The organism is Arthrobacter sp. FW306-04-A (assembly GCF_044358315.1).
Taxonomy (GTDB): Bacteria; Actinomycetota; Actinomycetes; order Actinomycetales; family Micrococcaceae; genus Arthrobacter.
Genome location: NZ_CP084559.1, coordinates 1,973,774 through 1,998,952 on the forward strand (window position 1 = coordinate 1,973,774; position 25,179 = coordinate 1,998,952).

The following is a 25,179-nucleotide window of genomic DNA, read 5'->3' on the forward strand; positions in this document are numbered from 1 at the left end:
CTCGGAACATACGTTCTTTTGCGTATTGATCCCGGGCAGTTCCGGTGTTGAAGAAATAGAGCAACTCTCACTTGTGCGTGCACTGCGCGGTTGCTACGGTCATGCCATCGGGGGGAGCCGGGATTCCGGAGACATGCGATGGATCCAGACGCCGAGCTTGCAGCAGAACTCATGCACCTGTCCGGCCGGGACGAGTACCTCGTCGCGGCGAGCGAACTTCTGCTGAATCTCTTTCCCTCCGAGCACGCGGCTTGGAACGACGTGGACGCTTGGACCCAAGAGTCGGACGTTCGTGCCTATCCCGAGCATTCGGGCGTCGATATCCCGAAGACGCTGCTCGAACTCTATGCGGAGCACCCTGTTGTGATGAGCTTCCAGCGTGAGCCCAGCAACGGTTTGCGGCGTCTCAGCGACCTTGTGTCGGACCGGCAGCTCTATCAGACCCGGGCATTCCGGGAGGGTCTGTCGTTCTCGGATGTGAACCGGCAGCTTGTGTTCATGACCGCGGGTCCGAGCAGTCATATGTTCCGTGGGTGGTCGATGAACCGCTGGGGGCATGACTTCAGCGACAATGAGGTCGAAGTGGCTCGTCATCTCCAGCCGATGCTGCGCCTCCTCGAACAGGCGTACGCGGACGGCGGAGAGCTATCGGGCAAAGAACACGGCGGTGGCTATTCTCTGACGGCCCGGGAGCGCGAGATCCTGCAACTTCTCGGGAAGGGGTTCACAGGCGTCGCCATCGGTCACCTGCTCGGCACCAGCCCGCGGACCGTGGCCAAGCATTTGGAGCATGCGTACGCCAAGCTCGGCTGCACCAACCGGATCGACGCTCTCAGGCGGCTGAGGGGCGAATGATGGATCCGGCCGCTGATCTTGCCGCCGAGCCGATGCGCCTGCCCAGCCGCAACGCCTACCTTCAGGCAACGAGCCAGCTTCTCCTGAAGCTCTTTCCCTCGGACCTTTTGGCGTGGAATGACTTGGATGCCGAGATGGTGTACGCAAAGGCCACGGAATGAGTGGGTCTCGGCACATTGACGGGACGCTGAGAGACCTGCGGCCGGCAGTCCCGGGGTCCTGCGGGTGCACAACGCACGAGGGCTGCCAAGGCGGGGCCGGTTGTCTGTCGTTCCTGGCTTCTAAGATGTTTCCCCATGAGCGAGGGGAAGAGGACGCATGGAGGACGACCGGCGGTCGCAGGCCTGTGCCGGCAGATCGCCGGCGTCTGGATCTCGGCTGCGGCACTGCTGTTGACGGCGGCTCGGATGGGTCTGGATCTGTGGCAGATATCAGGACATGGACCAGGGCGGCGGGCGTTCCGCACCCGCGGACGCGCTGATGGGTGCGAGCCCCACGGGTTCTTCTCGGTGCGTCGGGCACAACGCTTGCTAAGCCAGGCGGCGCTTGGTTGCACCGGTTAGGCCGTGGTCCGTGGCCGCTTTTGCTGAGGTGCCTCTCCACGCGCAGGCCCCTTGTCCCATCCGTGTTCCGTCTGCCGTGAGCTTTGAGAGGGCAGCCTCGCGCGCGGCCTGCTCTCAAGGCTGCCTATCGTGACGACTGGAAGGATGTGCGTGCTTTGGACTCTCGTGTGTCTTCAGCCCTGGATCTATGAGACCTGTGGCCACTCCTGTGACTGTTGTGGCATTCGACCCGGTACAGGTCCGACGAGCGAGTGCACGTTTTCCCATCATCTTCGCACGCTATTGCAACCCGCCAGTAGGTTACCTCAAAGTAACTAGGGATGCCGCGGACATAGGGGTTCGCGGCCAGAAGAAAGGCAAGGCCATGCGCCGATTCCGACTCACTGCCGTGCTCGCCGCCGCGGCGCTCACGATTGGACTCTTCGCCGCACCCGCGGCTCAGGCCGACTCGATCTCGCCAGATCCGCCCGGAGCCAATGACTGGACGTGCAAGCCGTCGAGCGTGCATCCGTACCCGGTGGTCCTCGTCCCGGGAACGTTCGAGACGATGTACAAGAACTGGGCACTGCTCTCACCCGTGCTCAAGGACCAGGGGTACTGCGTCTTCGCGCTCAACTACGGGGTAGTCAACAATGTCCCCTCCAGCGGGGCAATTCGAGACTCCGCAGCTGAGCTTGCGACGTTCGTGAAATCAGTTCTCGGCGCGACGGGTGCAAAGGAGGTCGATCTCGTCGGGCACAGCCAAGGCGGGATGATGCCGCGGTACTACATCGGCTTCCTCGGCGGCGCCAAGTACGTGCACCACCTCGTCGGCATTGCGCCGTCAAACCACGGCACACAAGGCCTCATCGCGCCGTCGCCCGCGGGGATGATTCTCGACACGACCGCAACGAGCACCCTGTGCCAGGCCTGCGCGGACCAGCATGCCGGGTCTGCGTTCATGGCCGAGCTCAACTCGATCGGCGACACCGTACCTGGCCCTTCTTACACCGTCATCTCGACCCGTTACGACGAGGTCGTTACCCCTTACACGAGCCAGGCTCTTGTTGGGCCGGTGAAGCAAGTGTCCAACCTTGTTCTCCAGGACTACTGCCCTCTCGACACGTTCGAACACGATCAATCTCCCAACGATCCAAACGTGTGGTCCCTCGTCTCCAACGCGCTCCTCCAGAGCGGCCCCGCAGATCCGACGTATCGCCCGGAGTGCGTGTAGCGGGGGAGATCCCGTCTGGCCGGTATCGGTCCCGGCCGATACCGGCCCCGACGGCGGCTTCGCCAGCGTTGGCGAACTCCATGCGGCTTAGATAACTCGCAGCAGCGGATAGTGGGTGCTGTCTTCTGATTCGCTGGAGGTGCAGACCTCGCTGTTATTCAGCTCGCTGCCTGGCCCGCCACCTCTGCCAGACTCTGAACACCCTCCACGCTCGATCAAGGGGGCCTTGACAGAAATAGAAGAGTCGCAAATGCTTTGCCGTGCGGCGCCGTGAGGACCCGTTCGCGGCCGGCGGCGGAGACCACGGTAATAACGAGTTCGCCTCGGATCCTGTCGACCCAACGGAATGACAGGTCATCGGGCTGGGCGGCGCTGAGGAACTCGGCCCGGTCCAATGCCCTGGCCAGGTTTCCGGGAGTGGTTCCAAAACCGTTGGAGCCGCGCTCAACACGGCAATCGATGGATCGCTTGAGAGCTCGCTGGCTGGGGCCTGTTCCCAGTCAGGGTGTTGGTTTGGCCGTCGCGATCGCCTCACCACCGGCGGCGTCGATAACTCTTCTGGTCCCGAGCGGGGCCATCAGCGTGAGGGTGACGTCACGGTTCTTGGCTACCTGGCAGGTGCTCGAGGAATCCGGCTCTCTGAACACGGAGACGGTGACGGCGTCGAGCCTGTTCCTTGGCTTTTGCGGACTTGAGCGTATCGCATGCACTGTAACCGAACGGATCAGTACTCAGGTCGAGTCGGGCCGCGCGCGATGGTCCAGGCGCCAGACAGCGACAGGCATGCAGTCATGGCGATTCTTTACCGAGGCTTCAGCTATCGACTCGAGAGAAAATCGCTCTGCCCGATAGCCGGTTTTCCACGGACGTCCTACGGTTTTCTCCAGGGTTTCCCTGGTACCCAGTGAGAACTCCTGCGGCCAGTCCGGGCACCAGGGCCGATCACCAAGGCCGGGAACGCGTACGCCCGCGGACTCCTGATCGAAGCGGCCTGGCGGCACCAGCGCCGCTATGCCCGGCTTGGCAACGGCCGCTGCGCCAGCGTGATCTCGTCTCCCCGGCAACCCGCATCCGCTCCCTGAAAGGAAACCAGCGAGCTGAAACCCTCGGCCCTTTACGCCCGGCACTCCGAATGAAGGACGGTTCGACCTCGCGAGCTGTTCCTCTCAGGACGTGGGTGTGGGTGCCGGAAGCGCGGCGAGGTTCCTGTAGAGCTCGGAGTTGAGCGTTGTGTGCCCGTGGTCGTCGGTGACGTAGACCTCGAAGGTGAATGTGCTGTCGTCGTGGTCGAGCCTGAACTCGATCGCGGGGTTCTTTACGGATATTGTCCCTTGCGAGACGATTCGGCCGTACTTCTGTTCCGGGACACTGAGATCCGTGCCGTGCTGCGCGGGGTCACGGATGAAGTATCGGACCGTGTACGGCGCTGACGGCAGGGACCGCACGGTCGGGAAGAAGGTGAAATCTCTCGTGCCGGTCGTCGGATACACCTTCGCACGCCACTGGAAGGCGGTGACGTCGGGAGTGAGTGCGTCGTCGAGGTCGCGGATGCCGGTGCGGTTCGTTTGGGCGTCGAAACTGCGGCTATGGCCTAGGGCTTTGGCGACAGGTCCGAGTCCGAAGCCGAGGCTTAGACCGAGCCCGATCGAGACGACGGGGAGGAGGATTGCCCACAGGCGCGCGCGGCGCTGCAGACCTGTCCGCACGGCCTGCCGGTGTATCGAGAGCGTGAAGGGTACGGCGCCGGAGGGGATGGCTCTCGAGTACGGGCTGCTGCCGGCGCGGGTCCAGGCCTCAATGTAGGCGGCGCGCGGCGGCAGGGAAGCTTCCGTGCCTCCGACCGGGTTCCAGTAGGACAGGAATGGCAGCGGCAGGTCCCGGAACCGGTCGTACGGGTCCTTGGTCGTGAAGGTCGGCACCATGCGGTACTGAACTCCCCCGCGAGCGGGGTACTGGTGTAGGTAGGCGTGGAAGTCTTCAAGCTGCGTGCGTTGGACCCGGAGCTTGACGACGAATGCCCTGGTCACGATCGCCTCGTCCCGGGTGAGCGTGACCCACTCCCCGGCATGCCAGAGCAGGGCGGCACCCGAGATCGCCGAAATTACTGCTCCCGCCATGATGAGCGCCTCGACCCAAAACGGGATGATCGTGCTGTCACTCTCGTTGACGAGGATCGAGCCAGCCACTGCTGCCACCGCGATCATCACGAGGCCCGCGCCCAACGCCGCACCGGCCCAGCGCGGCATCCGCAGCGCACGAATCTGGGCCGGCAGATCGTCCTCGCGGAAATGATCCACGGAGCTCGGAACGAACATCGCTACCCCCGCATCCAACGACAGAAAGACCGGATCTCCACCTTGCTCCGCCCGGCTGCCCGGGACGGGGCGGCAAAGCCGAGCTGGACCGCCGACGCCGGCATCAGGCCAGACTTCACAGGTCCTGCCAGCCTCTTCGTCCGCACGTTCACTCCCCACGCCGGCGAAAGACGAGGCCGGGCTGCGTGCGAGCCCAGCTGAAGGTGGCCGTGGGAGGCCCCAAAAGATGATGCTTCCATACGCTGCCCCGCTTGGGCGTCCGATTGGCGGATCTTTGGTAAATCCTTGGGAGATCCTTGCGCTTTGGCCTCGGTGCTCATGGGCTGGGACAGCCACGGTACTGGCGCAAACCGCTGACAGCGCTGATCCCTAGAATGCCGGCCCCGCCCCTCCGTATGTTCCTGCGGGTCGGTCATCCCGAGCTGCGCTGGAACGACCTTGAAGTGACTGGAACACGGCCTAATCACGGCGGAGTCTTGATTCCCGAAACCACCCTCGCCGACTTCCATCGCGGCGCATGCTCGCTCGGCGGCCTTTAGCGCAACTTCCCTTCGCCGAGCAGGATCGGTGTCAAGTTTCATGTCAGATTCCCCAATTTTTCCGAGCGGCCTCGGGACTGCTGTTTCCACAATCGTTGCCACAGTAAACAATCAACAGGTTTTCTAAATAGAGTGGCCACTACTTGTACCGGCCCCTCCCGCGACGTCGGATTACTCGCCTCCGCCTTGGCGCGGCCCGCAACGACGGCCTCGGGCACGGAAGCCTATCCCCAGGTAACCACGAACGCGGCGGCACTCCTCGAGTCCGTGGCCAGGTTTCGTCCGCTCATTGACGGCAACAAGCGCACCGCCCGGACGCTCATGGTCCTGCTGCTGTGGATCAGCCGCGACTTGGGCTGCTAGAGCCGCTGGGGCTGTGCGCCGGTGACGCGTGCAAGGCCATCCGGCGAAGGCCCGCGTCCAAATGTCTTCAGGCCCGCGTTGGGGCCGCCCCTGCTCGGTGGTCCGGTGACTAAGGGTTGGACATGGCCTCCGCCCTGTTGGTCGATGCCTGCAAGGCAATGTCCTTTTGGACGTCAGCGCTCAGCTGTCCTGTTGTCTCAAGTTCCTTCTAGGCATGACGCGATGCGCTCGGTCTGGTCCTCCGAGTAGCAGCAGCCGCCAAGGCGGTCCGCGGGCGAGAATCTTTCCAGGACGCGTTTTGCTCGTTCGACGCCGTCGCGGTCCACATACCAGACCGGTAGCAGACTGGAGCAGCGATCGCCGCCTCTCCAGACGTCAACGCGCTCATCGATGAAATGGAGAGACTCCGTGACTTCCGGGATCCGCGGATCGCGCGAGTTGCGAAAATGGCCAGCTCTGTCGCTGTGCGGTCATTTGGGAGAATGGCGCGTCGATTCCGGACGGCTCGACCCGTGAGGGTCCCGCCCGGGAACGCCTCGGCGGCGTCGATCCTTGCCTCGATGGAGTACGTCATGCCTGTCATCACCGGTGTCCAGCCCATAAGTACCCCAACGACGAGCCCGATTCATTAACCCCTCTGGCGGGTGCTGGTTCGAGTGCCAGGCGGGGTTCGCCAAGTAGGCGCTACTCGTGTTTGCGCCGGAGGCCGAGGAATATCCTGTTCCGGCTGGGGGCCATGTCATTTCGACTCAAGCCTAAGGAGTTCCACCATGAAGCGTCTTTCTGCTGCCCTTGCCCTGGGCAGCCTCCTCGCCGTCGTCCCGATGGCGGGGGCAACCGCGGCCGAAGATCCTTATTACATCAAGATCGGCCAGACGGCTGACATCACCGCGGCGTCAACCCAGCAGATCACCCATCTGGCAATGCCCATCACCTACCGGTGTCCCGTCGGTGCCACGGGCTTCCTCGATGTCGTTGTCAATCAAGGGGCGACCCAGGGATTCGGCGGCAACTATGTCACCTGCACAGGCGGCGATGTCCGCGAGACCGTCGACGTGCAGAGCAACTTCGGTGGACCTGCGTTCACTCCCGGGCAGGCCTCGGTGAACGTGTTCCTCGTCGGATCCCCTCAGAACTTTTACACCAGCGACCAAGTAAAGATCCGCTGAAGAACCTCACCCCGCCTTCTCCCCGGCCACACCCCAGAGGTCATTTCGCCCGCAGCGTGAACCTGGAGGGGTGCCCCGTTACATCAGTTTCTGGGGGTCGTCTATGGGACGTTGATGGAACCTCGGACCAGCTTGAGCGTGCCGGGTAAGTCCCTAGAATTTCGTTTGCGTGCGCAGGAGCGGAAGCACATCAATCCATCGGGGGCGGTAACGCTGCCGTGAACACGGCCGGATCAATGGATCGCTTCGTCCATAACCCCGACGGAACCTATACCTTCGAGGCTACCGGCCACAACGGATACGTCCATCTGCCCGGAGACGACACCGGGCCAAGAGTGATCGAGACCACTGGTCTCATTCAGCTTGAAAAGTTCCGCATTCGCGAATCCCTGAGGCTTAGAATCTCCCTTACGGGGACAACTGCTTCCTCGCGATTGCCTATCCTGGGGGGTGCGAGTTGGGGTTCCGTTACCGCAAGTCGAAGAGTTTCGGGCCTGTGAGGATCACGGCGTCGAAGCGTGGGGTGAGTACGAGCTTTGGGGCCGGCCCGTTCCGGGTGACGAAGTCCGCGACAGGCCGGACGACGAGCACCGTGAGGATCCCCGGAACGGGCGTCTCCTATGTGACCTCCAGCTCGAACCGCCGCTCGACACGAAAGGCCGCCGCCCGGGCGCCTCAACCGGCCCGCCGCAAGGTCGTGCATCAGATCATCAGTGACGGGACATGGCGGGAACTCCTCACTGCCGATGAGACGGCCCCGGCATCGAAGTTCCAGCGCGACTTCGTTCGCGCGGCCGTGGCACGGGCAACGGGCAAGCGCCCGAGCCTGATGCACCTGACCTTGGGACAGGCCACACGGGTCCTGGAGCATGTCGGTCAGAGTCCGGCTAAGCTGACCGCCGGCGGCCGCGGCGTTCCGGGGCTGGAGAAGGCCGGGACGTATGCGCAGTGGACTTTGTTCGGGATGCTGGTGCTGATTGTGACGGTATCCTCGCCCGCAGGGTTCCTGCTGGCCGCGGGGATCGTCGGGCTGATGTTCCTGCTGCGGAGGCGCCGCCGTGCCCGGCAGGTGTGGGAGGACGCGACCTGGTCGGCGAGCCCGGCCGGCGCCGTGCAAGGAATCGAGGTTCCTGATGCCCGGAGCGGGGCGCCGGTGAATCATGCCGCGCCACAACCGGCTGCTTCTGAGGGGCAGGCGTCAATTTCGGCGGTCACCCGGCCCGCTTCCTCAAGCCAGGGGCTGTACAGGGTCTCGCTCGGCCGTTCGGAATGGCCGAACGTCGAAGTCGTGGGAGAGCACGCGTACAGCAAGGCGATCAAAGCCGCGCTGCGCGCCAGTAAGGCGCCGGTCGCTGTACGACGCGACAGTGAAGCTGAAGGCGTCCAGGTCGAACTCGTGGCCGAGCCGGACAACCCGTACGACGTGAATGCCATCAGCGTTCGTTGGCGGAATCAGGTCCTTGGCTATCTCAGTCGTGAAGACGCGATCCGCTACGCGCAACCTGTCAGGAGAATTATTGCCAGCGGGTACATTGCGGCTACGACGGCCCGCATCTGGGCGTACGACGGCGGCGATCGGCTCCAAGCCCGGGTCACCATCGCCCTGCCGGAGCCGGAGCTGATCGTGCCGCTGAACGAGGCCCCGGCGGGCGAAACCACTCTTGTCCCATGGGGATCGGCGATTCAAGTCCTCAAGGAAGAGAACCATTTCGACATCCTTTTCAACCACGTGCCACCGGAAGGGGCCGGCCTCCTGCTCGTCAGTCTCCACAAGGCGATCCACACCCTAAAGAACGGTACCGAGCGTCCATTTGTCGAAGTCCGGCTCGACGGCGAACGCGTCGGTGAGCTCAGCAGCGTCACCTCTGCACACCTGTTGCCGCTTCTCGAACACAGCGAAACTATCGGCGAAACCGCCCTCGCTTACGCAAAAATCACCGGCTCAGCCCTCGCTGCCCAGCTCGTTCTCCACGCTGCCAAGGCCACAGAGATAAGCAACGGCTGGCTATCGGAAGGGCCGCACCCCGCCCCAAAGCTCCTCCCATGGGCCACGGGATATGACGTCCCGCCCACGTACTCCACATAGGAGACATTCCGGACAGATCCGATCACACAGAAGTGGCCGTTGGGGGAGAAGGTCTGAAGGGCTGATTTTTGGGAACACTTGCGCAGCGTCTTGGCACCGATGCCAAGGTTCGGTGCCAAGACCTTGGACAAGAGATCGATGGTCATGCGCCTATCTGTCGAGACTACCCGCCGGACTCCGGCTTGAGGGTTGTGGCGGCGTCGGGGGCGTACACCAGCGATGTCTACCTCAACTCGCTGAGCGGTGCTTGTAGTAGTCCCTCCAGATCAGCCGGTGAACAGGTATACCGCGTGGCAGCGACCGGAGCCCGGGTATGAACGGCACCAAGGTCAGGAGGAGTGTCAGCATCACCATGGAAAACACGACGAGGACATCGGCGTTTGGGGATGATTTGAACGGTTCCACTTGGTAGAGGGCGGAGAAGAACCACAGCCATGACTGGCCGGGGTAGTTGCCGGTTTCATTCATCATTCCCCACTGGTCGCCAGTCAGATGCTGGGAGTCGGCGAGGCCAGGGAAGTAGGTCCCGTCGCCGAGGAACAAAATGCTGGCTTTGTAGTCGGTGTTGTAGAACGAACCTTTTGCGCTCAACACCGGATCAAGTGTGCCTTGTTGCGCCATCGCCAGAAGGGCTCGGGTCAGGGCTGGCACTGGTCCGTACTCAGCAGGCGGTACCTTCGCCGGGTCGTTGTCCGGGGCTTTGCTGAGTGCGTCGGTGTAGGCGGCCGTCCAGGCGGCGTGTTGCGCGTCGCTGGCCTTCGACCATTCGTCGATGGCCGCGGGCGGTGTCGGTAGGGTTTGGAGTGGGCCGATGACGAACTCGTTGGCGGCGTCGATCGGGAGTCGCACGCCGGAAAGACTCTGCAGGTCGATCGGTCCGAGCTTTTGGGTGGCATCGGGCGTCGAATTGTAGGGTGGGCCATACCCTGCGGTGTGGCTGGTACCGCCGAGTTCCGCCGTGGCTGTTGCCACGAAGTCCGCGGGCTGGGCCACGGCCCAGGATTTGATGGTCACACTGGGGTCGTCCGGCGAACTGAAAACTGCCGAGAGCCCGAGGACGAGCAGCCCGACGACGACCAGTCCAACAGCAAGTTCCTTGAACAGGTCGTATTCGCGCGTCGTGCCGGACCATGGCCTGCTGGCGATGTCATTCCGTGCGCGCCACGAGGTTGACACTGGGGCTATTGTCATTTCATGTCCTCGCCGTCTGCGGCCGGATTTGGTGCTGCTGAGCGCAACTGGGCGTCAGATGCCGCAGCCTCCAACGGGGGCACTACGCCGTGCATCCGCACGAGAACAACATGGAGGGCGACGACGACGGCGACGGCGAGCGGGAGGAGCGTGATGTGCCACATGAGTATCTGGCCCAGATCGGCGACGTTGAACCATGCCCCCACACCGACGGCGTTGAGGGCGTCTTTGGCCTGGAAGGCAATCCATTGCGAGTCGAAATTTGTTTGAAGCAGGTATCCGGTGAAGGCAGTCACGATCGAGACGACGAACGCGACCATCCCGGTGATCCAGGTCAGCAAGCGCCCGCCCCGCCAGGCGGCCATCCAGAACTTGCCCCAGAGGTGGATCACCATGAACATGAAGAACAGTTCAACGCTCCACAAATGGGTGCTGTTGATGAAACGGCCAAGACTGGAGACATGGAACCAGGTGGGACCGTTCAGTGCCAGTACGATGCCGGATCCAATGATGTAGACGAGGGCGGCAACAGCGCCCATGCCGAAAACGTAGATCCAGGACGATACGTAGCTCGGTTGGCCTTCGGGAAGCAGCTTGTCCGGCGGGAGCCGGCGCAGGGCCCACCCCCGGGCTTTTCCTGTCCAGGTGGAAAAGCGTGGCTCGCCGCCGTCAGCAGTTGAAATAGGCCCATGGTCAACGGTCATTTCCGGCTCCTGCGGCCTGGGAACGGAAGAACCAAAGCGAGAATGAACAACACGACCATCGTGGCAATGACCGCCAGATTGCCGAATTGTATGAGGAAGTCACCCCACTGGAAATATATTCCGGGATCCGGCATTCCGGCATCGGCCTGTTTTATTCCGAGCATCACGGCCTCTTTACATGAAAGGCGAACCTTGGGTGCGGAGCCTTCCTTAGAAACGACGCTACAAGGTTTCTGGCCAACAGACACGGGTCCAACGGCCCTATTGGATGATGACGGTCGAAGGCATGCTGGAATGGCTTGGGGCGCCGACCACTGAAAGGACCGACCATGTCACCGAATACCGTGGACCCCGTAGAAGTCCTGAATGAGGAAGAATGCTGGAATATCCTTTTGGGTGCGACGTTGGGGCGGCTGGCACTGAGCATCGCCAACGAACCCGAGATCTATCCCATCAATTTTGTTGCCCACGACGGAAAGATTCTCCTCCGTACAAATCCCGGGGAGAAGCTATTCGCGCTCACGATCAACGATAATGTTGCGTTGGAGACCGATGGGGTGGGTAGCCAGTCCGTGTGGAGCGTCGTGGTGAAAGGCAAGGCGCGGCAACTGGACTCCGGGGCCGAAATTGAGGCGGCGGAGAGGATTCCACGCCAACAACTGACTTCCATCAAGAAAAGCGTTTTTGTCGAGATCGTCCCAACATCCGTCACGGGGAGGCGGATTCACCGAGGGCGGGAAGACGTCGAGCTGACCCCTAGCGACTTGTACTGAACAACATCGGCTTCACAAGAGATCCGCGCTTGGCCGACGCACCAGCAGGACCGGGCAGGTGGCGTGATGAAGGACAGCGTGGGCGGTTGAACCGATAGTGCCCCGAACGAGTCCGCGTCCTTTGGTCCCGACGACGATGATGGACGCATCTTGAGCCTCCGCCAAAAGAGACCCAGGGATGGAAGTTCCAATCGGCGATCTCTTTTGGACATCGAGGTCCGGAATTGTTTCGTGGGCGATCAGCGCCGCGGAGTCGAGAAGCGCCTGGATACGGGGTTCTACATGGTCTTGAGTCGAAGTCGCCGCGCCAGGGATACGGCGTGGAATCCAGTGCTTCTTCTCGACGTGCACCACTCGAAGGGGCGCCCCGGCCAAGGCCGCCAGGTCGCAGGAATGCCGAAGCGGGAGTTCCCAATCGCCGAAGTCGACGCCGACTACAACTGGCCCGCCGGGGTGTTCGCCGCCACGGATGACAGCGACCGGGCAATGGGCTGTTGCCGCGAGTTCCAGGCTGACGGAGCCGATCATCAGCCCCATGAACCCCCCTACGCCCCTGGTTCCGACGACCAGCAACGCGGCCCCGGAAGAGAGCCTCCGGAGGTGTTCGGCGGGCCACCCATAGAACAGCGTCGTTTTAACCGTCAGTCCTGGAGCTTCATCGTGGACTCGTTCGATGCCCTCTGTCAGGATTCCCTCGGCCGCGCGCCGTAGCCCGCTGCCTTCGATGCCCGGCACGTGACCGAGGTCGTTCGTGATTGCCGGCCACAGGGTGCTGTGAACCAGGTGCAGTCCGCAGTTGCGCTGAACCGCTTGACGGGCAGCCCAATGGACAGCGGGGACGGCTTCGGCAGATCCGTCGTATCCGACGATGATTTCTTCCGCGGTGTCCATGGTCTCCTTGCCTGTGAGGGTGCTTGAACGTGGAATGGCTCCGGGCGTATTCCAGATGCACGTGGCGTCCGGTGACCCTATGCGGCTGGATCCGGATAAAGAGATTCCGTGCTCCGCCGGCCCAGGGCTCCGCCATGACCTTTCCCCAAAGACGGGTCACCAGATCCTGGTCCTCTACACGGGAGGACGGACCGCTGACCAGCACGCACCAACCTTCGCTTCGGTCGGCGCGTGAGTCGTCGATTTGGAAGGACGACTCAAGGGATGGAACTGCCTCCGCGATGGATCCATCCCCGGCTGTGCGGAAGTAGATGGATTGGCCATCGACCAGATAATTCACGGGCAGGATCATGACCCTGCCTTGTTCAACGAAGCCGAAGCGGCCGGTGGTGTTTGAGCCTAGGAGGTCCCAGCATTGTTTTTGGCTGAGTTCTGTCGAGACGTGCAGTCCGCCGTCAACGCGGCCTGCGTCCATGCTGGGGAGGGACATGTTCACTCCTGTTGTTTAGATCTGGTCAGTGGAGCAGAATTCGAGCCACGGAGCCTGAGGGCCAACCGACTCCCTGAAGCCTATTGAGCGGCCCGCCTCGGCTGTAGGGCCGAAAGGCCCGGCGGTGTGACTAAATGCCCTGTGGGAGGGGCCGGAAACGAGCGACACTGGACGCAGGCAGGTAATCCAGGCTGAAGGGAAATGGTCATGATGTATGGATGGGGTGGGAGCATCGGCATCGGCGGCTGGATCGCCATGGGGCTGATGATGTTGCTGTTCTGGGGAGGCCTGATCACGGTGGCAATCCTGCTGATGCGCGGCAACCACCCTGGAGGACGCGGATTCTACGGTTCACCGAATGATGATTCCGAGCGCATCCTCAATGAGCGCTTCGCCCGGGGCGAGATTGACGAAACGGAGTTCAACGCGCGCCGCGCTGCTTTAAGGCGCCAGCCGTGAAAAGGCTTCCTGCGGAGTCCGGGGCCAGTTCCTTGTGTGTCGCCGGTTGCGGAGCCGAGCCAGGACTTCGATAGCGAGGATTCCGCCGAGCGCGCTGCCAAGGGCCGCAAGGAGAAGATCGTTCGGCGGCCATTCCAGGCCGAAGAAGTCCTGGAGGAAAGGCATGGTCAGCACAAAAGCAAGGCTGATGTACATTGCTCCGATGATGCTTACGCGTCGCAGGTTCAGCGGGCGCGAGATCGCTGCCAGTATCCACAGGCCAGTGAGTGAGAGCGTGAGGACGGAGGCGGTTCGGGTGGCGTTGCTTGTGTGGCCGCCGACAGCCATGGCGTAGACGTTGACGGCAAAGACGGCTGCAGCAAGCGAGGCGTTGAGAATCGCGAGCCGATCCAGTGATCTCTTGGCCCGGTACTCCTGAACGACACCAATGAGGATATGCCCACGGCAACTAGTCCGAAGAGTGCATCCTTCCATTGGCCCAGCAGGAGCAGCAGGACGAAGCTCCAACCCACAATGGCGTTGAAGAGAGTCAGAAGGTTTGCCCGGAGGATCTGCCACAGGGTTCTGCTTGGGTTACCGGAAACTCTGTTGGCCAGTCCTGCTTCCGTGCGGGCCATGACCTCAGTGCTCGACAATCCGGATTCGACTCGGGCATGTGTCCCGTCAACGTACGGATGGTTGAGGGCTGACTGCCGGGTCAAATGCCCGCACTCCCTGAGGGTAAGTTCCTTTCACGCGGCCTCAGGGGAGGCACGGTGTCCAGACCCAATCCCGGATTTCCGGGAGGTCTTCGAAGTGCTCCCGGATGTAGCGCGTGTGCGCATCCAGCTGTCTGAGGCAGAAATCGACGAGTTCATCCGCGCCCGGGACCTGCCGGCGCACGCGTCGCAGTGCTTCGAGGGCCAGGTGGTAGCGGCTCATTCTGTTCAAAACCACCATGTCAAAGGGGGTGGTGGTGGTCCCATGTTCATTGTAGCCGCGGACGTGGAACCGTTCCGGGCGGGGCCTTCCGTGGAGGAGCTGGTGCAGGGCACGGGCATACCCGTGCCAGGCCATGATGACTTCTCCGTCGGCCGTGAACAATTCTTCGAACTTCTCATCGGACAGCCCGTGGGGGTGGGTGTCGCGGGGCGGCAGGACCATGACATCAATGACGTTGACAACGCGGACCACGAGTTCAGGCAGATGCTGCTGCAGCAGCCAGGCTGCGGCTAGTGTCTCCTCAGTGGGAATGTCCCCTGCACAGGCCATGACGACGTCGGGCCTGGCACCGGTGCCGGCAGATTCCTCGTTGCCGGCCCAGGACCAGACGGACGCTCCCGCGGCGGCGTGCCGCCGTGCTTCCTCAAGCGTCAGGTACTGCGGGTGGGGCTGTTTGTCCACGACCACCAGGTTCACGTAGTCCTTGCTGCGTAGGATGTGTTCGGCGGTGACGAGGAGGGTGTTGGCGTCCGGAGGCAGGTAGACGCGGGTCACGGTTCCTGAGAGGGATAGAACAGTGTCGATCAGTCCGGGCCCTTGGTGGCTGAATCCATTGTGGTCGTTGCGCCAGCAGGTGGAGGTCAGAAGGATGTTCAGGCTCGGTACAGGTGCGCGCCATTCAAGTTCCCGTGCGTGCTGGAGCCATTTGGCGTGTTGTATGGTCATCGACGCGCTGACCATCGCGAAGGCTTCATAGCTGGCAAAGAGTCCATGGCGGCCCGTGAGCAGGTAACCCTCCAGCCAGCCCTGGCACAGATGCTCGGAAAGGACTTCCATGACCCTGCCGGCCGCTGAGACGTGGTCTTCAGCCAGGGAATGTTCACCATCCCTGGCAGGTTCCAGAAGGCAGCGATCAGTGGCCTGGAAGACTGCGCCGAGCCGGTTGCTGTTGGTTTCGTCCGGGCAAAAGAGCCGGAACCGGGGATTGGTGGCCGTTGCGGTGTAGATATCCCTGAGCAGCTCACCGAGGGGCTTGGTGGTCTCGTGGATGATCGATCCTCGGGGCGCTGGCGGCACAGCGTACTGGTCCAGGTCGGGGATTTCCAGGGCAGTGCTGGCTCCTCCCCGGCTCGCGCGTGCGGCGCTCATGCGAAGACTGCCTTCCGGGGCAAGTGCGGCCAGTTCGGGGAGAAGCCGGCCTGTGCTGTCGAAGAGGGTCTCCGGCCGGTAGGAGCGCATCCAGGCCTCCAGCTGGCCCAGGTGCTCGGGATTGTCGCGAACGTTTGCCAGGGGCACTTGGTGGGAACGAAAGGTTCCTTCGACGGGGAGCCCGTCGACCATGGCCGGCCCGGTCCACCCTTTGGGTGTTCGCAAGATGATGGCAGGCCACCGCGCCGGGCCGTGGACCCCATGGGTGAGCGCCAGCGATTGCAGTTCGCGGATGCTCGCATACGCGGCGTCCATGGCGCCAGCCAGCTCACGATGGACAAGCCGTGGATCGTCACCGGAGACGGTCACTGGATCCCAGCCGTGGGCCCTGAGCAGCGCCTCAACGTCCTCATCGGATCTGCCGCCAAGGACGGTGGGGCCGGAGATCTTGTGCCCGTTCAGATGCAGGATCGGCAGCACGGCACCATCCCGGGCGGGGTTGAGGAAGGACGGAGCTTTCCAGGATCCTTCCAACGGCCCGGTCTCGGCTTCGCCGTCGCCGATGACGCAGGCGACAATCAGCCCGGGGTTGTCCATGGCGGCGCCCGTCGCGTGCATCAGGGAGTACCCAAGCTCGCCTCCTTCGTGGATTGACCCGGGAGTGGCGGGGCCGACGTGGCTCGAGATCCCGCCCGGCGTGGAAAACTGCCGGACCAGGCGCAGAAGTCCGGGGACATCCATCCCGACCTTCGGATAGATCTCCGAGTAGGTGCCCTCAAGGTAGACATTGGCGACGACGGCCGGCCCACCATGGCCCGGACCCGCAACGAACAGGACATCCGCTGAGGTGCGCCGGATCAGCCGGTTCAAGTGGGCGTAGACCAACGACAAACCCGGGCTGGTTCCCCAATGTCCTAAGAGCCGAGGCTTGATGTGGCGTGGCAGCAGCGGCTCTCTCAGCAGCGGGTTTTCCTGAAGGTAGATCTGGGCCACGGTGAGGTAGTTTGCCGCGGACCAATACCGGTCCAGAAGCTCAAAATCCTCGCCGGCAGCTTCGGGGACATCCGTTGCTGTTTCCATAGGGTTGCCTCTTCCAGGTCGACGGCGCGCCGAATGCACGCGATTCTGGTGCCTTGGCTATATGGTCTTCACAGTGCTGGTCTTCACGGTGCCATAGACCCGGCGGGGCGGTTAGGGCCATAGGGCCCTAGAGGCTCCGACTCGCTGGACCATTCGAAAGAACGACGGCGGCAGTCGCCTCCGCGATTGCCCGTTCCTCGTCACTGGGGACCACCAGGACAGGAAACCTTGATCCGTCGCTGCTGATGATGCGGATGCCGGAGTCCCCGGCGCGGTTCCTGCCGTCGTCGACGTCGACGCCAAGGGGCCCGAGCAAGGACATCACCCGCGCCCTGAACTGAATGGAGTGCTCACCGATACCTCCTGTAAAGACCAAGGCCACGGCCCCACCGACAACCATGTTGTAGGCAGCGATGTACTTGGCCAGCCGGTAGGCCGCCATGTCGGAGGCAAGGATAGCCTGCGGATTCCCCTGTTGCGCGGCATCTTGGACCTTGCGCATGTCGGCTGATCCGGTCAGGCCCAGCAGACCGGCCTCATGGTTGAGGAGCCGGTCCACCTCATCCAGGGTGAGGCCGCGGCGTTGCAACAGCGTGACAACAGGCGGATCAAGATCGCCGGAGCGGGTGCCCATCACCAGCCCTTCCAGGGGAGTCATGCCCATCGATGTGTCGGCGCTGCGGCCGTTCTTGACGGCGGTCACGGAGGCACCATTTCCAAGGTGAGCTACAACGGCGTTCAGGGAAGATTGCGGAACGCCGAGGAAAGCAGCGGTGTCCCGGCACGCGATCTCGACGGAGATCCCGTGGAAACCGTAGCGCCGGATCCTGTATCTCTTGTAGAGGTCCTCGGGAACGGCGTAGCGGGCTGCAAATTCAGGCATCGTGTGGTGGAAGGCCGTGTCAAAGACGGCTATCTGGGGCGTGTCAGGCCAGCGGGCGGCCCCGGCTCGCATACACGCCACGCTGGCCGCATTATGAAGGGGCGCCAACTCGCCAAGTTCCTCGATGGCCTCCATGACGTCCGGAGTGACTCGGATGGGAGAAGTGAAGCGTTCACCGCCATGCACCACCCGGTGACCGATGGCCTCAAGGCGTGCTCCACTGGAGACCTTTCGGACTGCCGCGTCAATCACGTCGAACGCAGCACCAAGGAGACCAGGAGTTGGCGGCCCCTCTTGCGGTACGTCAACGGCTCGATTCAGCAGGATGCCCGGCTTCGTCCCGGGTGCTCCAAGGCGCCGCACCTGGTACTTCAAGGATGAAGAACCCGGATTCAATACGAGGATCAGCACGCCGATGCCCTTTCGTGAAGACCACACGGCCGCGGGGACCACAAGACGTGACACCCTGTGAGGACCATAATCCTACGCACCCGCCGTCAGGGAGGGCCTTCCGGCCCTAGCGGGTCGCGCGGAAGACTGATGAGACTGAAGAGAGATGGCTGCAGCTTCCTGGAAGGCACGTGGGTTAGTGAAGGAACAGATTCTTGTTGGTGTCGATGGGGCCGCGGTGGGTAGCACTGCCGCGGACTGGGCGGCAGGACGCGCCCGCGATCTTGGTCTCCAGCTCAATTTGGTCCATGCGGTTCCCGAACCGTGGGCCTTCCCGGAGAAGGTCCTCCACGAGAACGCTATCGCGCAGGCCAAGGACCTGTTGAATAGTGAGTCGGCTCGGATCGCCTCGAAGATTCCCTCCCTGAACCTGGTCACGACCCTGTGCGCGGGAGAACCCGCGGAAAGCATGCGCACGCTTTCAGCTGACGCGGAAATGGTGGTGGTGGGAACCGACCGGCGCCCCGACAACCACGGCGAAGGATTCGGATCGGTCAGCTTTCAGATCGCTATCATCAGCTATTGCGCCGTTGCGGTGGTCCCTTCCGCCGCCATGACGGAGGCGTCCGGCGTGGTGGTTGGAGTCGATGGCTCCCGTGATTCCGACCTCGCCGTCGAGTGCGCCGCCAATGAGGCGCAGCGAATGGGACAGGAACTCTTTGTCGTCCATGCCGTTACCGAAGCCGGTCCTGCTCCCTCTGGAAGCCCGGTCCACTGGGCTGAGTCTGCGGGACCTGAGCCTGATGGGCATATGTTGCTGTCCGCATCGGTCGAGGGTCTGGCCACGCGCTACCCGGGCCTTGAGGTGCACGACGTCCTCGACCTCCAGCGCGCGCCAGCCAAAGCCCTCCTTGACGCCAGTGCCCATGCGCGGCTTCTGGTCATAGGCTGCAAAGGAAAAGGTGGGGCTCGTGTGCTTGTCGGTTCGGTGGCCCAGCAGGTGCTGCTCAATGTCCAGTGCCCCACGCTGATAACCCGTCCCGCATTGAATCCTGCCCCACCGGATGCGCCGGAGCCGGGAAGGTGACTCCAGCTCCCGGGCACGGCGGGGCGGGCCGGCGTTTGCTTAGGTGCGGGATTCCCGGCTGAGGATGACCTTCAGGGCGTGTGTTTCCGCTGCCCTTGAGAAGGTGTCGTAGGCATCGATGATCTGACCCAGCGTGAAGTGGTGGGTCGCGAATTTCTCGGCGGGAATCTTGTGCTGGGTCACCAGCCGGAGCAGCATCGGGGTCGTGTTGGTGTTGACCAAGCCCATGCTGATGTTGAGGTTACGGATCCAGAGGTCCTGGAGGCGCAGTTCAACCGATTTTCCATGCACGCCGATGTTGGCCACATTCCCGCCGGGGCGCACGAGCCGCAAGGCCATGTCGAAAGTGTCCGGGATTCCGACAGCCTCGATGGCGACATCCACTCCGGCGCCGTCGGTGTAGGACATGACGTCGCTGATCCACCCCGGGTTCTCAGGGTTCACGACCCCTGTTGCGCCGAATTCCCGGGCCCGGGCCAGGCGCCCTTCGTCGGGGTCGATGGCGATGATGGTGGCAGCGCCGTGAAGGCCTGATGTGGCTATCGCGGCCAGGCCGATAGGACCGGCTCCGACGATTGCAACGACGTCACCTGGCTTGATGCGTCCGGCCTGGACTCCGATTTCGAAGGCCGTCGGCAGAATGTCGGAGAGCATGACGGCTTGGTCGTCGGTGACCCCGTGGGGCAATTTGTAGAGCGAGTTATCGGCGTAGGGCACGCGTACGTACTCGGCTTGGGTGCCGTCAATGAGGTGGCCGAATATCCAACCGGTTCCGGCTTGGCCCTCCTCACCGGAGCAGTGCGAGTAAAGGCCCTTCTTACAGTTGCCGCAATGTCCGCAGGACTTGATGCAGGAGATGAGGACTCGGTCTCCGGTCCTGAGACCGGTGACCGAGGAACCCACTTCGGTGACCGTTCCGACACCTTCGTGCCCGAGAACCCTCCCCTCCTGGACGGCCGGCACGTCGCCCTTGAGGATGTGAAGATCCGTTCCACAGATCGTGGTGGTATCGATGCGGACGATGGCGTCGGTGGGGTTGATGATGTGAGGATCCGGAACGTCAGTCCACGACATTTTTCCCGGTCCGCCATAGACGAGTGCTTTCATAGTGGTCCAATCAAAAGGGCAAGCAGTTACTGTCGGCGTCACGCGCCGGCAGCAAGGTCAGTGGAACAGCTCGGATCGGGCATCCCACACGGGAGTGTTCCAAATGTCAGGCCGGGTGGCCGTGAAACGTCGGCCCGTGACGGCATCCAAGGTCAGACGCAGGTAATGGCTCTTGCTGCCCGGCTGCCAGGGATCCAGGTGGAGGGCGTCTGCCGCCGCTTTCTCCTGCCGGTCGACCATGAGGTGGGCCGTGCCACGGACGACGACGCTCCAGGCCTTCCCGGAGCCCGCATCGAAGCCATCGATTTCGAGCGCGCAGGAGTTGCGCATTGTACTCCGGAATTTCGTGCCGATGCCTGTCCGGAAGATGATGGAGCCGTGGTCCACGACGTAGTTCACGGGGAAGATGTCCGGATGGTTCTCGACAATCACGGCCAGCCTGCCCACGGTGGTTTGGCTAAGCAGTTCAAGGCATTCGTCAGGGGTGAGTCTTTCGATCGGGTCGGCTGATTGGGGGTTCATGCCACTGACGCTACCGGTGGCTGTCCGCCGTCGTTAGGGGCTTTAGACCCGTGGGGTGTCCCGATCATTCAAGGCCGGCGCGGGTGGCGTCGTCCAGGGGACTCCACCATGTCAGGGGAGGGGTGACGGTGAAGCGGCGCCCGGTGATCGACGTCGGGACGATCCGGATGAAGTGGTCCTTGCGCCCCGCTTGCCACGGGAAAAGAAGCAGCCCGACTGTATCGAGCACCTCCTGGGTGAGCTTAATCGCGACAGCCTGCCCCTTCACCACCACGCTCCAAGCCACCCCGGTGTCCGGATTGACGCCGTCCGCCTCCAACGCCACCGGTGTTTCACCCAAAGCCGAATGGAGTTTGGTTCCTTCACCGGTGCGGAAGACGAGAGTGCCATGGTCGACTTTGTAGTTGATCGGAAAGATGTCGGGGTGGTCTTCCACCCAGACGGCGAGGCGTCCCACCGATACGCCGCGCAAGAACTCCCAGCATTGTGGAGGTGCCAGGACCTCCGGCTCTGGTGTGGATGGTTTATTCGTCATGCTGCGAAGCTACGCCGGGGCGTCATGGGGGAACAGGGCACAAAGACCCCCGCCTCGCAGGCGTCTGGAGGAACACCGAACTCAGGGGTAGTCTGGCATCGGATACGCCACCTGCCATGACACGGGTTACCTGCCCTGTGTGGGCGGTACCGCTCGAAAGGCAGTAGATGAACGGCTCCATTCCAGAACCTGAGCGCGCTGATCGCCTTCACGTCACCGGGACCCGAATCGAAGACCTGCTCAGGAACTTTCTGGACAGGGCCGGAGAACTCCTGGATGCCCAAGAACAGATGCGGGGACTCCTGGAAGCGGTTGTCGCGGTCGCCGAAGACCTGAGCCTGGAAGCTGTTCTGGACAGGGTCGTCAATTCCGCCTGCCGGCTGCTGCACGCCCGCTACGGCGCGTTGGGTGTCATCGGTGAAAACAAGTCGCTGAGTCACTTCGTCACGGTCGGCATCGACAAAGACCTTGCACGCCGCATAGGCCCGCTGCCGACCGGACACGGTGTCCTCGGTCTGCTGATCAGCGAACCGGCGCCTCTGCGCCTTCATGATTTGCGCCAGCATCCGAAGTCCTACGGATTCCCTGAAAACCATCCCCCGATGAAGTCTTTTCTTGGCGTCCCGGTGCGGGTCCGTGACGTCGTCTTCGGCAATCTGTACTTGACGGAAAAAGAGGGCGGCGGCGATTTCACTCCGGAAGACGAGGATCTCGCCGTGGCGTTGGCTGCTGCTGCCGGCGTGGCCATCGAGAACGCCCGCCTTTATGAGGACGCCCGCCGCCGCGCGTCCTGGCTTGAGGCATGCATGGATGTGACCGGCAGGATGCTCGGCGACGACCGGACGGCGGAGCCGGAAAATGTCGGGCTTGACTTGATTGCCGACAAGGCGCTCCGGGAATCGGGATCCCAGCTGGCCCTGATCCTGGTTCCGGACGGGGGCGTGGGTTCGTACGGGGTCGCGGGCGCCGCGGGAACGGACGGGGCGAAATTCGCGGGGAGCATCCTGGCCATGGATTCCGCCGTCATCAGGGCAGTCGCCGCGACCGGGATGCCCGCCTGCATGGACGAGGCCGCAGACATCCTCGGACCGGCTGACGGCTTGTCCATCGGAAAGCTCCTGGCGATCGATCTCAGCGCCCAGGGCGCCCATCACGGACTTCTGTTTCTGGTTCGAGCCCATGGAACGGGGCCATTCGCGAAGACGGATATGGAGATGGGCGCCGTCTTTGGCTCACACGTGGCCTTGGGCCTGGAGCTTGACCGGATTCACCGGCTCCGTGAACAGTTGATGGTTTTCTCGGACCGGGATCGCATTGCCCGGGACCTGCACGACGTCGTCATCCAACGGCTTTTCGCTGCGGGGCTCAGCATCCAGAGCCTGCGGCGGTTTACTTCAGGCGAACCGGCGTTGGCCAGAATCGATGCCGTCACGGCGGAACTGGATGAGACCATCAGGGACCTCCGAAACACCATCTACTCGTTGCGGGCCAGTTCCGGGGAACAGGATCTGCTCAGCAGCCGGATACTGCAGGCTGTCCGCAATGCCACCAGGTCCCTAACCTTCGCCCCGCATCTGACGCTCACGGGTGCGGTCGATTCAGTGCTCGACGACGGGACCGTCGCCAGCACGCTGGCGGTCATCTCCGAGGGTCTCAGCAACGCGGTCCGCCACTCCGAAGCCCGGGCCATCCGCGTTTCAGTGTCGGTGGAAGATGGCAGGCTTTCCCTGGTCATTAGTGACGATGGGAAGGGCTTCAGCGATCCCGTTCGCGGGAATGGCTTGGGGAACATGGAACAACGGGCCCTGGAGCTTGGCGGTTCTTTTGAGGTGACCAGCGCCGCGACGAAAGGGACCACGCTGGTGTGGTCGGTTCCCGTCCGCTGAGGTTCGTGTCCGCCGGTTCGTCAGCGAACCGGTCCCGTGTCCGTCTCTGCTCCGTGGGCAATGTAGACGGCTGCCTGGGTACGCCGTTCGAATCCCAACTTGGCCAACATCGAGGACACGTAGTTCTTCACGGTTTTCTCGGCCAGCAGCATCTGCTCACCGATCTGGCGATTGGTCAGGCCCTGGCCGACCAGCTCCAAGACCCGTCGCTCCTGGGGTGTCAGCGAGGCGACCCTGGGGTCCACCCTCTGCGGCTCTGTGAGTCCCTGAATGATCTTCGCCTTCACCCCGGCGTCAAACAATGATTCGCCGCGGGCCGCTCGGCGCAGTGCACCCAAAAGATCCGTGCCGCCTATTTCCTTCAAGACATACCCAGCGGCACCGGCAAGAACCGCGCCGCGCAGCGCCTGTTCGTCATCGTAACTGGTCAGAATCAGGCAATTCAGCGAGGGATCGATCGCGCGAACATCCCTGCAAACTTCGATCCCGGTGCCGTCCGGCAGCCGGGCGTCCAGTACCGATACGTCCGGACGTAAAGCGGGAATGCGCCGCGTGGCTTCTTCCGCGGAACCGGACACACCGGCCACCTCGAAGCCCTCGCTTTCCAGAAGTTCCTGAAGTCCGCGTCGGACGAGCTCATGGTCATCAAGGATATAGACACGGATTGGACCCTCGCCGGTAAGCCCGTTGCCGCTGTGGGGTGGTACTGGGCGATCCATGTTCCCTCCTGTCCGGCAGCACTATGGCCGCGGTAGCGCCGGCGACTCATGGTTTCCCCGGCTATGTCATTGTTCACTGCCCGCCAACGGCAAACAAGGGCCAAAGTACCCGGGCTGATGCCATGACTTTCGGCCCTGTTTGACGGCGCTATTACTGCCCATTCTTAGAGATACAGCAGGAACCGGAAAGGAAGGACCATGGCCAGAGGTACCCGGCAGGAAAGGATAATCGTCGGTGTTGACGGCTCCGATGCCTCCATTGAGGCCCTGCGCCAAGCCCACCGCCTCGCCTCGGCGCTGGGAGCGAAGCTCGAAGCCTGGGCCTGCTGGGACTTCCCGGCGGGACATGAGGCCTACGAAATGATAGGGAGGGACGGATTCAGTCACCAAGCATCCGAAATCCTTCATGAAGCCGTGACGAAGGCGTTCGGCCCGGAACCGCCGAAGAACGTCCGGACCAGGCTCGTCCTCGGCGCCGCCCGGCAGTCGCTCATCGACGCCAGCAGATTCGCCTCTTTGTTGGTCGTCGGACGCCGCGGACACGGCGGCTTCAGCGGCTTGTTGCTTGGTTCGGTCAGTGCGGCCTGCGTCGCCCACGCGCATTGCCCCGTCCTCGTTGTCCACGAGCCTGACGCAAACGAGCATTCCGAGCCCCGTCCCGGTACTGCCGGGGCGGCCATCCAGAAAGAATCAACCCATCAAAGGAGCACGATCTAGATGAAGAAGTGGACCCGTTGGCAGGACTGGACGGTTATCGCCGCAGGTGCCTATGCCGCTCTCTCAGTGCTGTGGACAAGTCAAGGCGGATCGTCCGCAGCCTTCATGGTCACCCTGGGCGCCCTGCTGGTCGCCGCCGGAGTAGTCAATCTGGCAATGCCCGGGATGCCGGCTGCCGAATGGACGCAAGCCGTTTTCGCCGTCGTCCTCCTCCTTGCGCCGTGGCTTGGAGGCTTCGCCTCCATGACGGGCGCCGCCTGGAGCGCCTGGATTCCAGGTGCCGCCGCCCTGGTTGTCACGGCCTTGGCGATCAAGCCCAGCACCGAGGAATACCGGCACCACCACGCGATGCCGGCCCCGTAGCCTTGCAACTGCCGGACCGGGCGTCCAGCAATCGCCGGATGCCCGGAATCCGTCCAGCTTCCAGGAGACCGGCATGAACGGTAATCACCAGGACCGCCTACGGTTCCTGGGAAAACGCCCTGATCCTCAGCGGCTACGAAGCAGGAGGAACGCGGGGCGCAGACCTGGCCGCAGGAGCAAAGGTATTGAGAATCGATACTTCGAAGCAG

Annotated in this window: 23 protein-coding genes and 1 pseudogene; 12 read left to right on the forward strand and 12 right to left on the reverse strand. The window is 62.9% G+C overall.

The window, feature by feature from the left end; translation table 11 throughout:
* The first annotated feature begins 138 nt into the window (after positions 1 to 138).
* The 3 genes from LFT43_RS09030 (at position 139) to LFT43_RS09040 (ending at position 2,631) form a co-directional block, all read left to right on the forward strand.
* Positions 139 to 855, forward strand: coding sequence for a response regulator transcription factor (locus tag LFT43_RS09030; RefSeq protein WP_395802433.1), 717 nt, complete (start codon positions 139 to 141; stop codon positions 853 to 855).
* Positions 852 to 1,016: a hypothetical protein gene (locus LFT43_RS09035; protein ID WP_395802435.1), complete on the forward strand. Its 165-nt coding sequence runs from the start codon at positions 852 to 854 to the stop codon at positions 1,014 to 1,016. Before LFT43_RS09030 ends, LFT43_RS09035 begins: the two co-directional genes overlap by 4 nt.
* A 766-nt stretch (positions 1,017 to 1,782) precedes the next feature.
* Positions 1,783 to 2,631 carry an esterase/lipase family protein gene (locus tag LFT43_RS09040; RefSeq protein WP_395802437.1) on the forward strand — a complete coding sequence of 283 codons (849 nt, stop codon included), beginning with the start codon at positions 1,783 to 1,785 and terminating at the stop codon, positions 2,629 to 2,631.
* Between the two features lie 1,166 nt (positions 2,632 to 3,797).
* Here LFT43_RS09040 and LFT43_RS09045 read toward each other — a convergent pair.
* Entirely contained in the window at positions 3,798 to 4,946 is a 1,149-nt protein-coding gene (locus LFT43_RS09045) for a hypothetical protein (protein WP_395802439.1), read from the reverse strand.
* A gap of 671 nt (positions 4,947 to 5,617) precedes the next feature.
* Here LFT43_RS09045 and LFT43_RS09050 point away from each other — a divergent pair.
* The 3 genes from LFT43_RS09050 (at position 5,618) to LFT43_RS09060 (ending at position 9,103) form a co-directional block, all read left to right on the forward strand.
* Positions 5,618 to 5,848 carry a type II toxin-antitoxin system death-on-curing family toxin gene (locus LFT43_RS09050; RefSeq protein WP_395802441.1) on the forward strand — a complete coding sequence of 77 codons (231 nt, stop codon included), beginning with the start codon at positions 5,618 to 5,620 and terminating at the stop codon, positions 5,846 to 5,848.
* Between the two features lie 770 nt (positions 5,849 to 6,618).
* Entirely contained in the window at positions 6,619 to 7,017 is a 399-nt protein-coding gene (locus LFT43_RS09055; RefSeq protein WP_395802443.1) for a hypothetical protein, read from the forward strand.
* A gap of 523 nt (positions 7,018 to 7,540) precedes the next feature.
* A complete protein-coding gene (locus LFT43_RS09060; protein WP_395802445.1) occupies positions 7,541 to 9,103 on the forward strand; it encodes a DUF4236 domain-containing protein in 1,563 nt (520 codons plus the stop codon).
* Between the two features lie 228 nt (positions 9,104 to 9,331).
* Here LFT43_RS09060 and LFT43_RS09065 read toward each other — a convergent pair whose 3' ends face one another.
* Positions 9,332 to 10,294, reverse strand: coding sequence for a hypothetical protein (locus tag LFT43_RS09065; protein WP_395802447.1), 963 nt, complete (start codon positions 10,292 to 10,294; stop codon positions 9,332 to 9,334).
* On the reverse strand, positions 10,291 to 10,998 hold the full coding sequence (locus LFT43_RS09070; RefSeq protein WP_395802449.1) for a cytochrome b N-terminal domain-containing protein: 708 nt from the start codon (positions 10,996 to 10,998) through the stop codon (positions 10,291 to 10,293). Before LFT43_RS09070 ends, LFT43_RS09065 begins: the two co-directional genes overlap by 4 nt.
* 329 nt (positions 10,999 to 11,327) lie before the next feature.
* Here LFT43_RS09070 and LFT43_RS09075 point away from each other — a divergent pair, with 329 nt between their 5' ends.
* A complete protein-coding gene (locus LFT43_RS09075; protein WP_395802451.1) occupies positions 11,328 to 11,771 on the forward strand; it encodes a pyridoxamine 5'-phosphate oxidase family protein in 444 nt (147 codons plus the stop codon).
* 12 nt (positions 11,772 to 11,783) lie between these two features.
* On the opposite strand, the gene LFT43_RS09080 is transcribed toward LFT43_RS09075, so the two are convergent.
* Both LFT43_RS09080 and LFT43_RS09085 read right to left on the reverse strand, forming a co-directional pair.
* A complete protein-coding gene (locus LFT43_RS09080; protein WP_395802453.1) occupies positions 11,784 to 12,662 on the reverse strand; it encodes a universal stress protein in 879 nt (292 codons plus the stop codon).
* A 124-nt stretch (positions 12,663 to 12,786) separates the two neighbouring features.
* Positions 12,787 to 13,152 (reverse strand): annotated as a pseudogene (locus LFT43_RS09085) (pyridoxamine 5'-phosphate oxidase family protein); the annotation flags it as partial.
* A gap of 207 nt (positions 13,153 to 13,359) precedes the next feature.
* Between LFT43_RS09085 and LFT43_RS09090 the strand changes: the two are divergent.
* A complete protein-coding gene (locus LFT43_RS09090; RefSeq protein ID WP_395802455.1) occupies positions 13,360 to 13,611 on the forward strand; it encodes an SHOCT domain-containing protein in 252 nt (83 codons plus the stop codon).
* Here LFT43_RS09090 and LFT43_RS09095 read toward each other — a convergent pair.
* The 3 genes from LFT43_RS09095 to LFT43_RS09105 all read right to left on the reverse strand — a co-directional run bounded on the left by LFT43_RS09095 (position 13,594) and on the right by LFT43_RS09105 (position 18,109).
* The gene (locus LFT43_RS09095) at positions 13,594 to 14,085 is read right to left on the reverse strand and encodes a hypothetical protein (RefSeq protein WP_395802457.1); all 492 of its coding nucleotides are present in this window, start codon (positions 14,083 to 14,085) and stop codon (positions 13,594 to 13,596) included. The two genes, LFT43_RS09090 and LFT43_RS09095, sit on opposite strands and share 18 nt — an antisense overlap.
* 267 nt (positions 14,086 to 14,352) lie before the next feature.
* Positions 14,353 to 16,761, reverse strand: a complete 2,409-nt coding sequence (locus tag LFT43_RS09100) for a phosphoketolase (protein ID WP_395802459.1) — start codon at positions 16,759 to 16,761, stop codon at positions 14,353 to 14,355.
* Positions 16,762 to 16,888: 127 nt separating this feature from the next.
* The gene (locus tag LFT43_RS09105) at positions 16,889 to 18,109 is read right to left on the reverse strand and encodes an acetate/propionate family kinase (protein ID WP_395802461.1); all 1,221 of its coding nucleotides are present in this window, start codon (positions 18,107 to 18,109) and stop codon (positions 16,889 to 16,891) included.
* 124 nt (positions 18,110 to 18,233) lie between these two features.
* On the opposite strand from LFT43_RS09105, the gene LFT43_RS09110 reads away from it, so the two are divergent.
* Positions 18,234 to 19,121, forward strand: coding sequence for a universal stress protein (locus tag LFT43_RS09110; RefSeq protein ID WP_395802463.1), 888 nt, complete (start codon positions 18,234 to 18,236; stop codon positions 19,119 to 19,121).
* A 39-nt stretch (positions 19,122 to 19,160) separates the two neighbouring features.
* Here LFT43_RS09110 and LFT43_RS09115 read toward each other — a convergent pair whose 3' ends face one another.
* The 3 genes from LFT43_RS09115 to LFT43_RS09125 all read right to left on the reverse strand — a co-directional run bounded on the left by LFT43_RS09115 (position 19,161) and on the right by LFT43_RS09125 (position 21,285).
* Positions 19,161 to 20,228 (reverse strand): zinc-dependent alcohol dehydrogenase family protein, encoded by a 1,068-nt coding sequence (locus LFT43_RS09115; RefSeq protein WP_395802465.1) that lies wholly within the window; start codon positions 20,226 to 20,228, stop codon positions 19,161 to 19,163.
* A 57-nt stretch (positions 20,229 to 20,285) separates the two neighbouring features.
* Positions 20,286 to 20,750 (reverse strand): pyridoxamine 5'-phosphate oxidase family protein, encoded by a 465-nt coding sequence (locus LFT43_RS09120; RefSeq protein ID WP_395802467.1) that lies wholly within the window; start codon positions 20,748 to 20,750, stop codon positions 20,286 to 20,288.
* 64 nt (positions 20,751 to 20,814) lie between these two features.
* Positions 20,815 to 21,285 (reverse strand): pyridoxamine 5'-phosphate oxidase family protein, encoded by a 471-nt coding sequence (locus LFT43_RS09125; protein WP_395802469.1) that lies wholly within the window; start codon positions 21,283 to 21,285, stop codon positions 20,815 to 20,817.
* 167 nt (positions 21,286 to 21,452) lie between these two features.
* Here LFT43_RS09125 and LFT43_RS09130 point away from each other — a divergent pair, with 167 nt between their 5' ends.
* Complete coding sequence (locus LFT43_RS09130) at positions 21,453 to 23,171, forward strand: GAF domain-containing protein (RefSeq protein ID WP_395802471.1); 1,719 nt, start codon at positions 21,453 to 21,455, stop codon at positions 23,169 to 23,171.
* Positions 23,172 to 23,191: 20 nt separating this feature from the next.
* Here LFT43_RS09130 and LFT43_RS09135 read toward each other — a convergent pair whose 3' ends face one another.
* Entirely contained in the window at positions 23,192 to 23,890 is a 699-nt protein-coding gene (locus tag LFT43_RS09135; RefSeq protein ID WP_395802473.1) for a response regulator, read from the reverse strand.
* A gap of 198 nt (positions 23,891 to 24,088) precedes the next feature.
* Between LFT43_RS09135 and LFT43_RS09140 the strand changes: the two genes are divergently transcribed.
* Positions 24,089 to 24,607: a universal stress protein gene (locus LFT43_RS09140; protein ID WP_395802475.1), complete on the forward strand. Its 519-nt coding sequence runs from the start codon at positions 24,089 to 24,091 to the stop codon at positions 24,605 to 24,607.
* Entirely contained in the window at positions 24,608 to 24,970 is a 363-nt protein-coding gene (locus LFT43_RS09145; protein WP_395802477.1) for an SPW repeat protein, read from the forward strand.
* Positions 24,971 to 25,179: the final 209 nt, after the last annotated feature.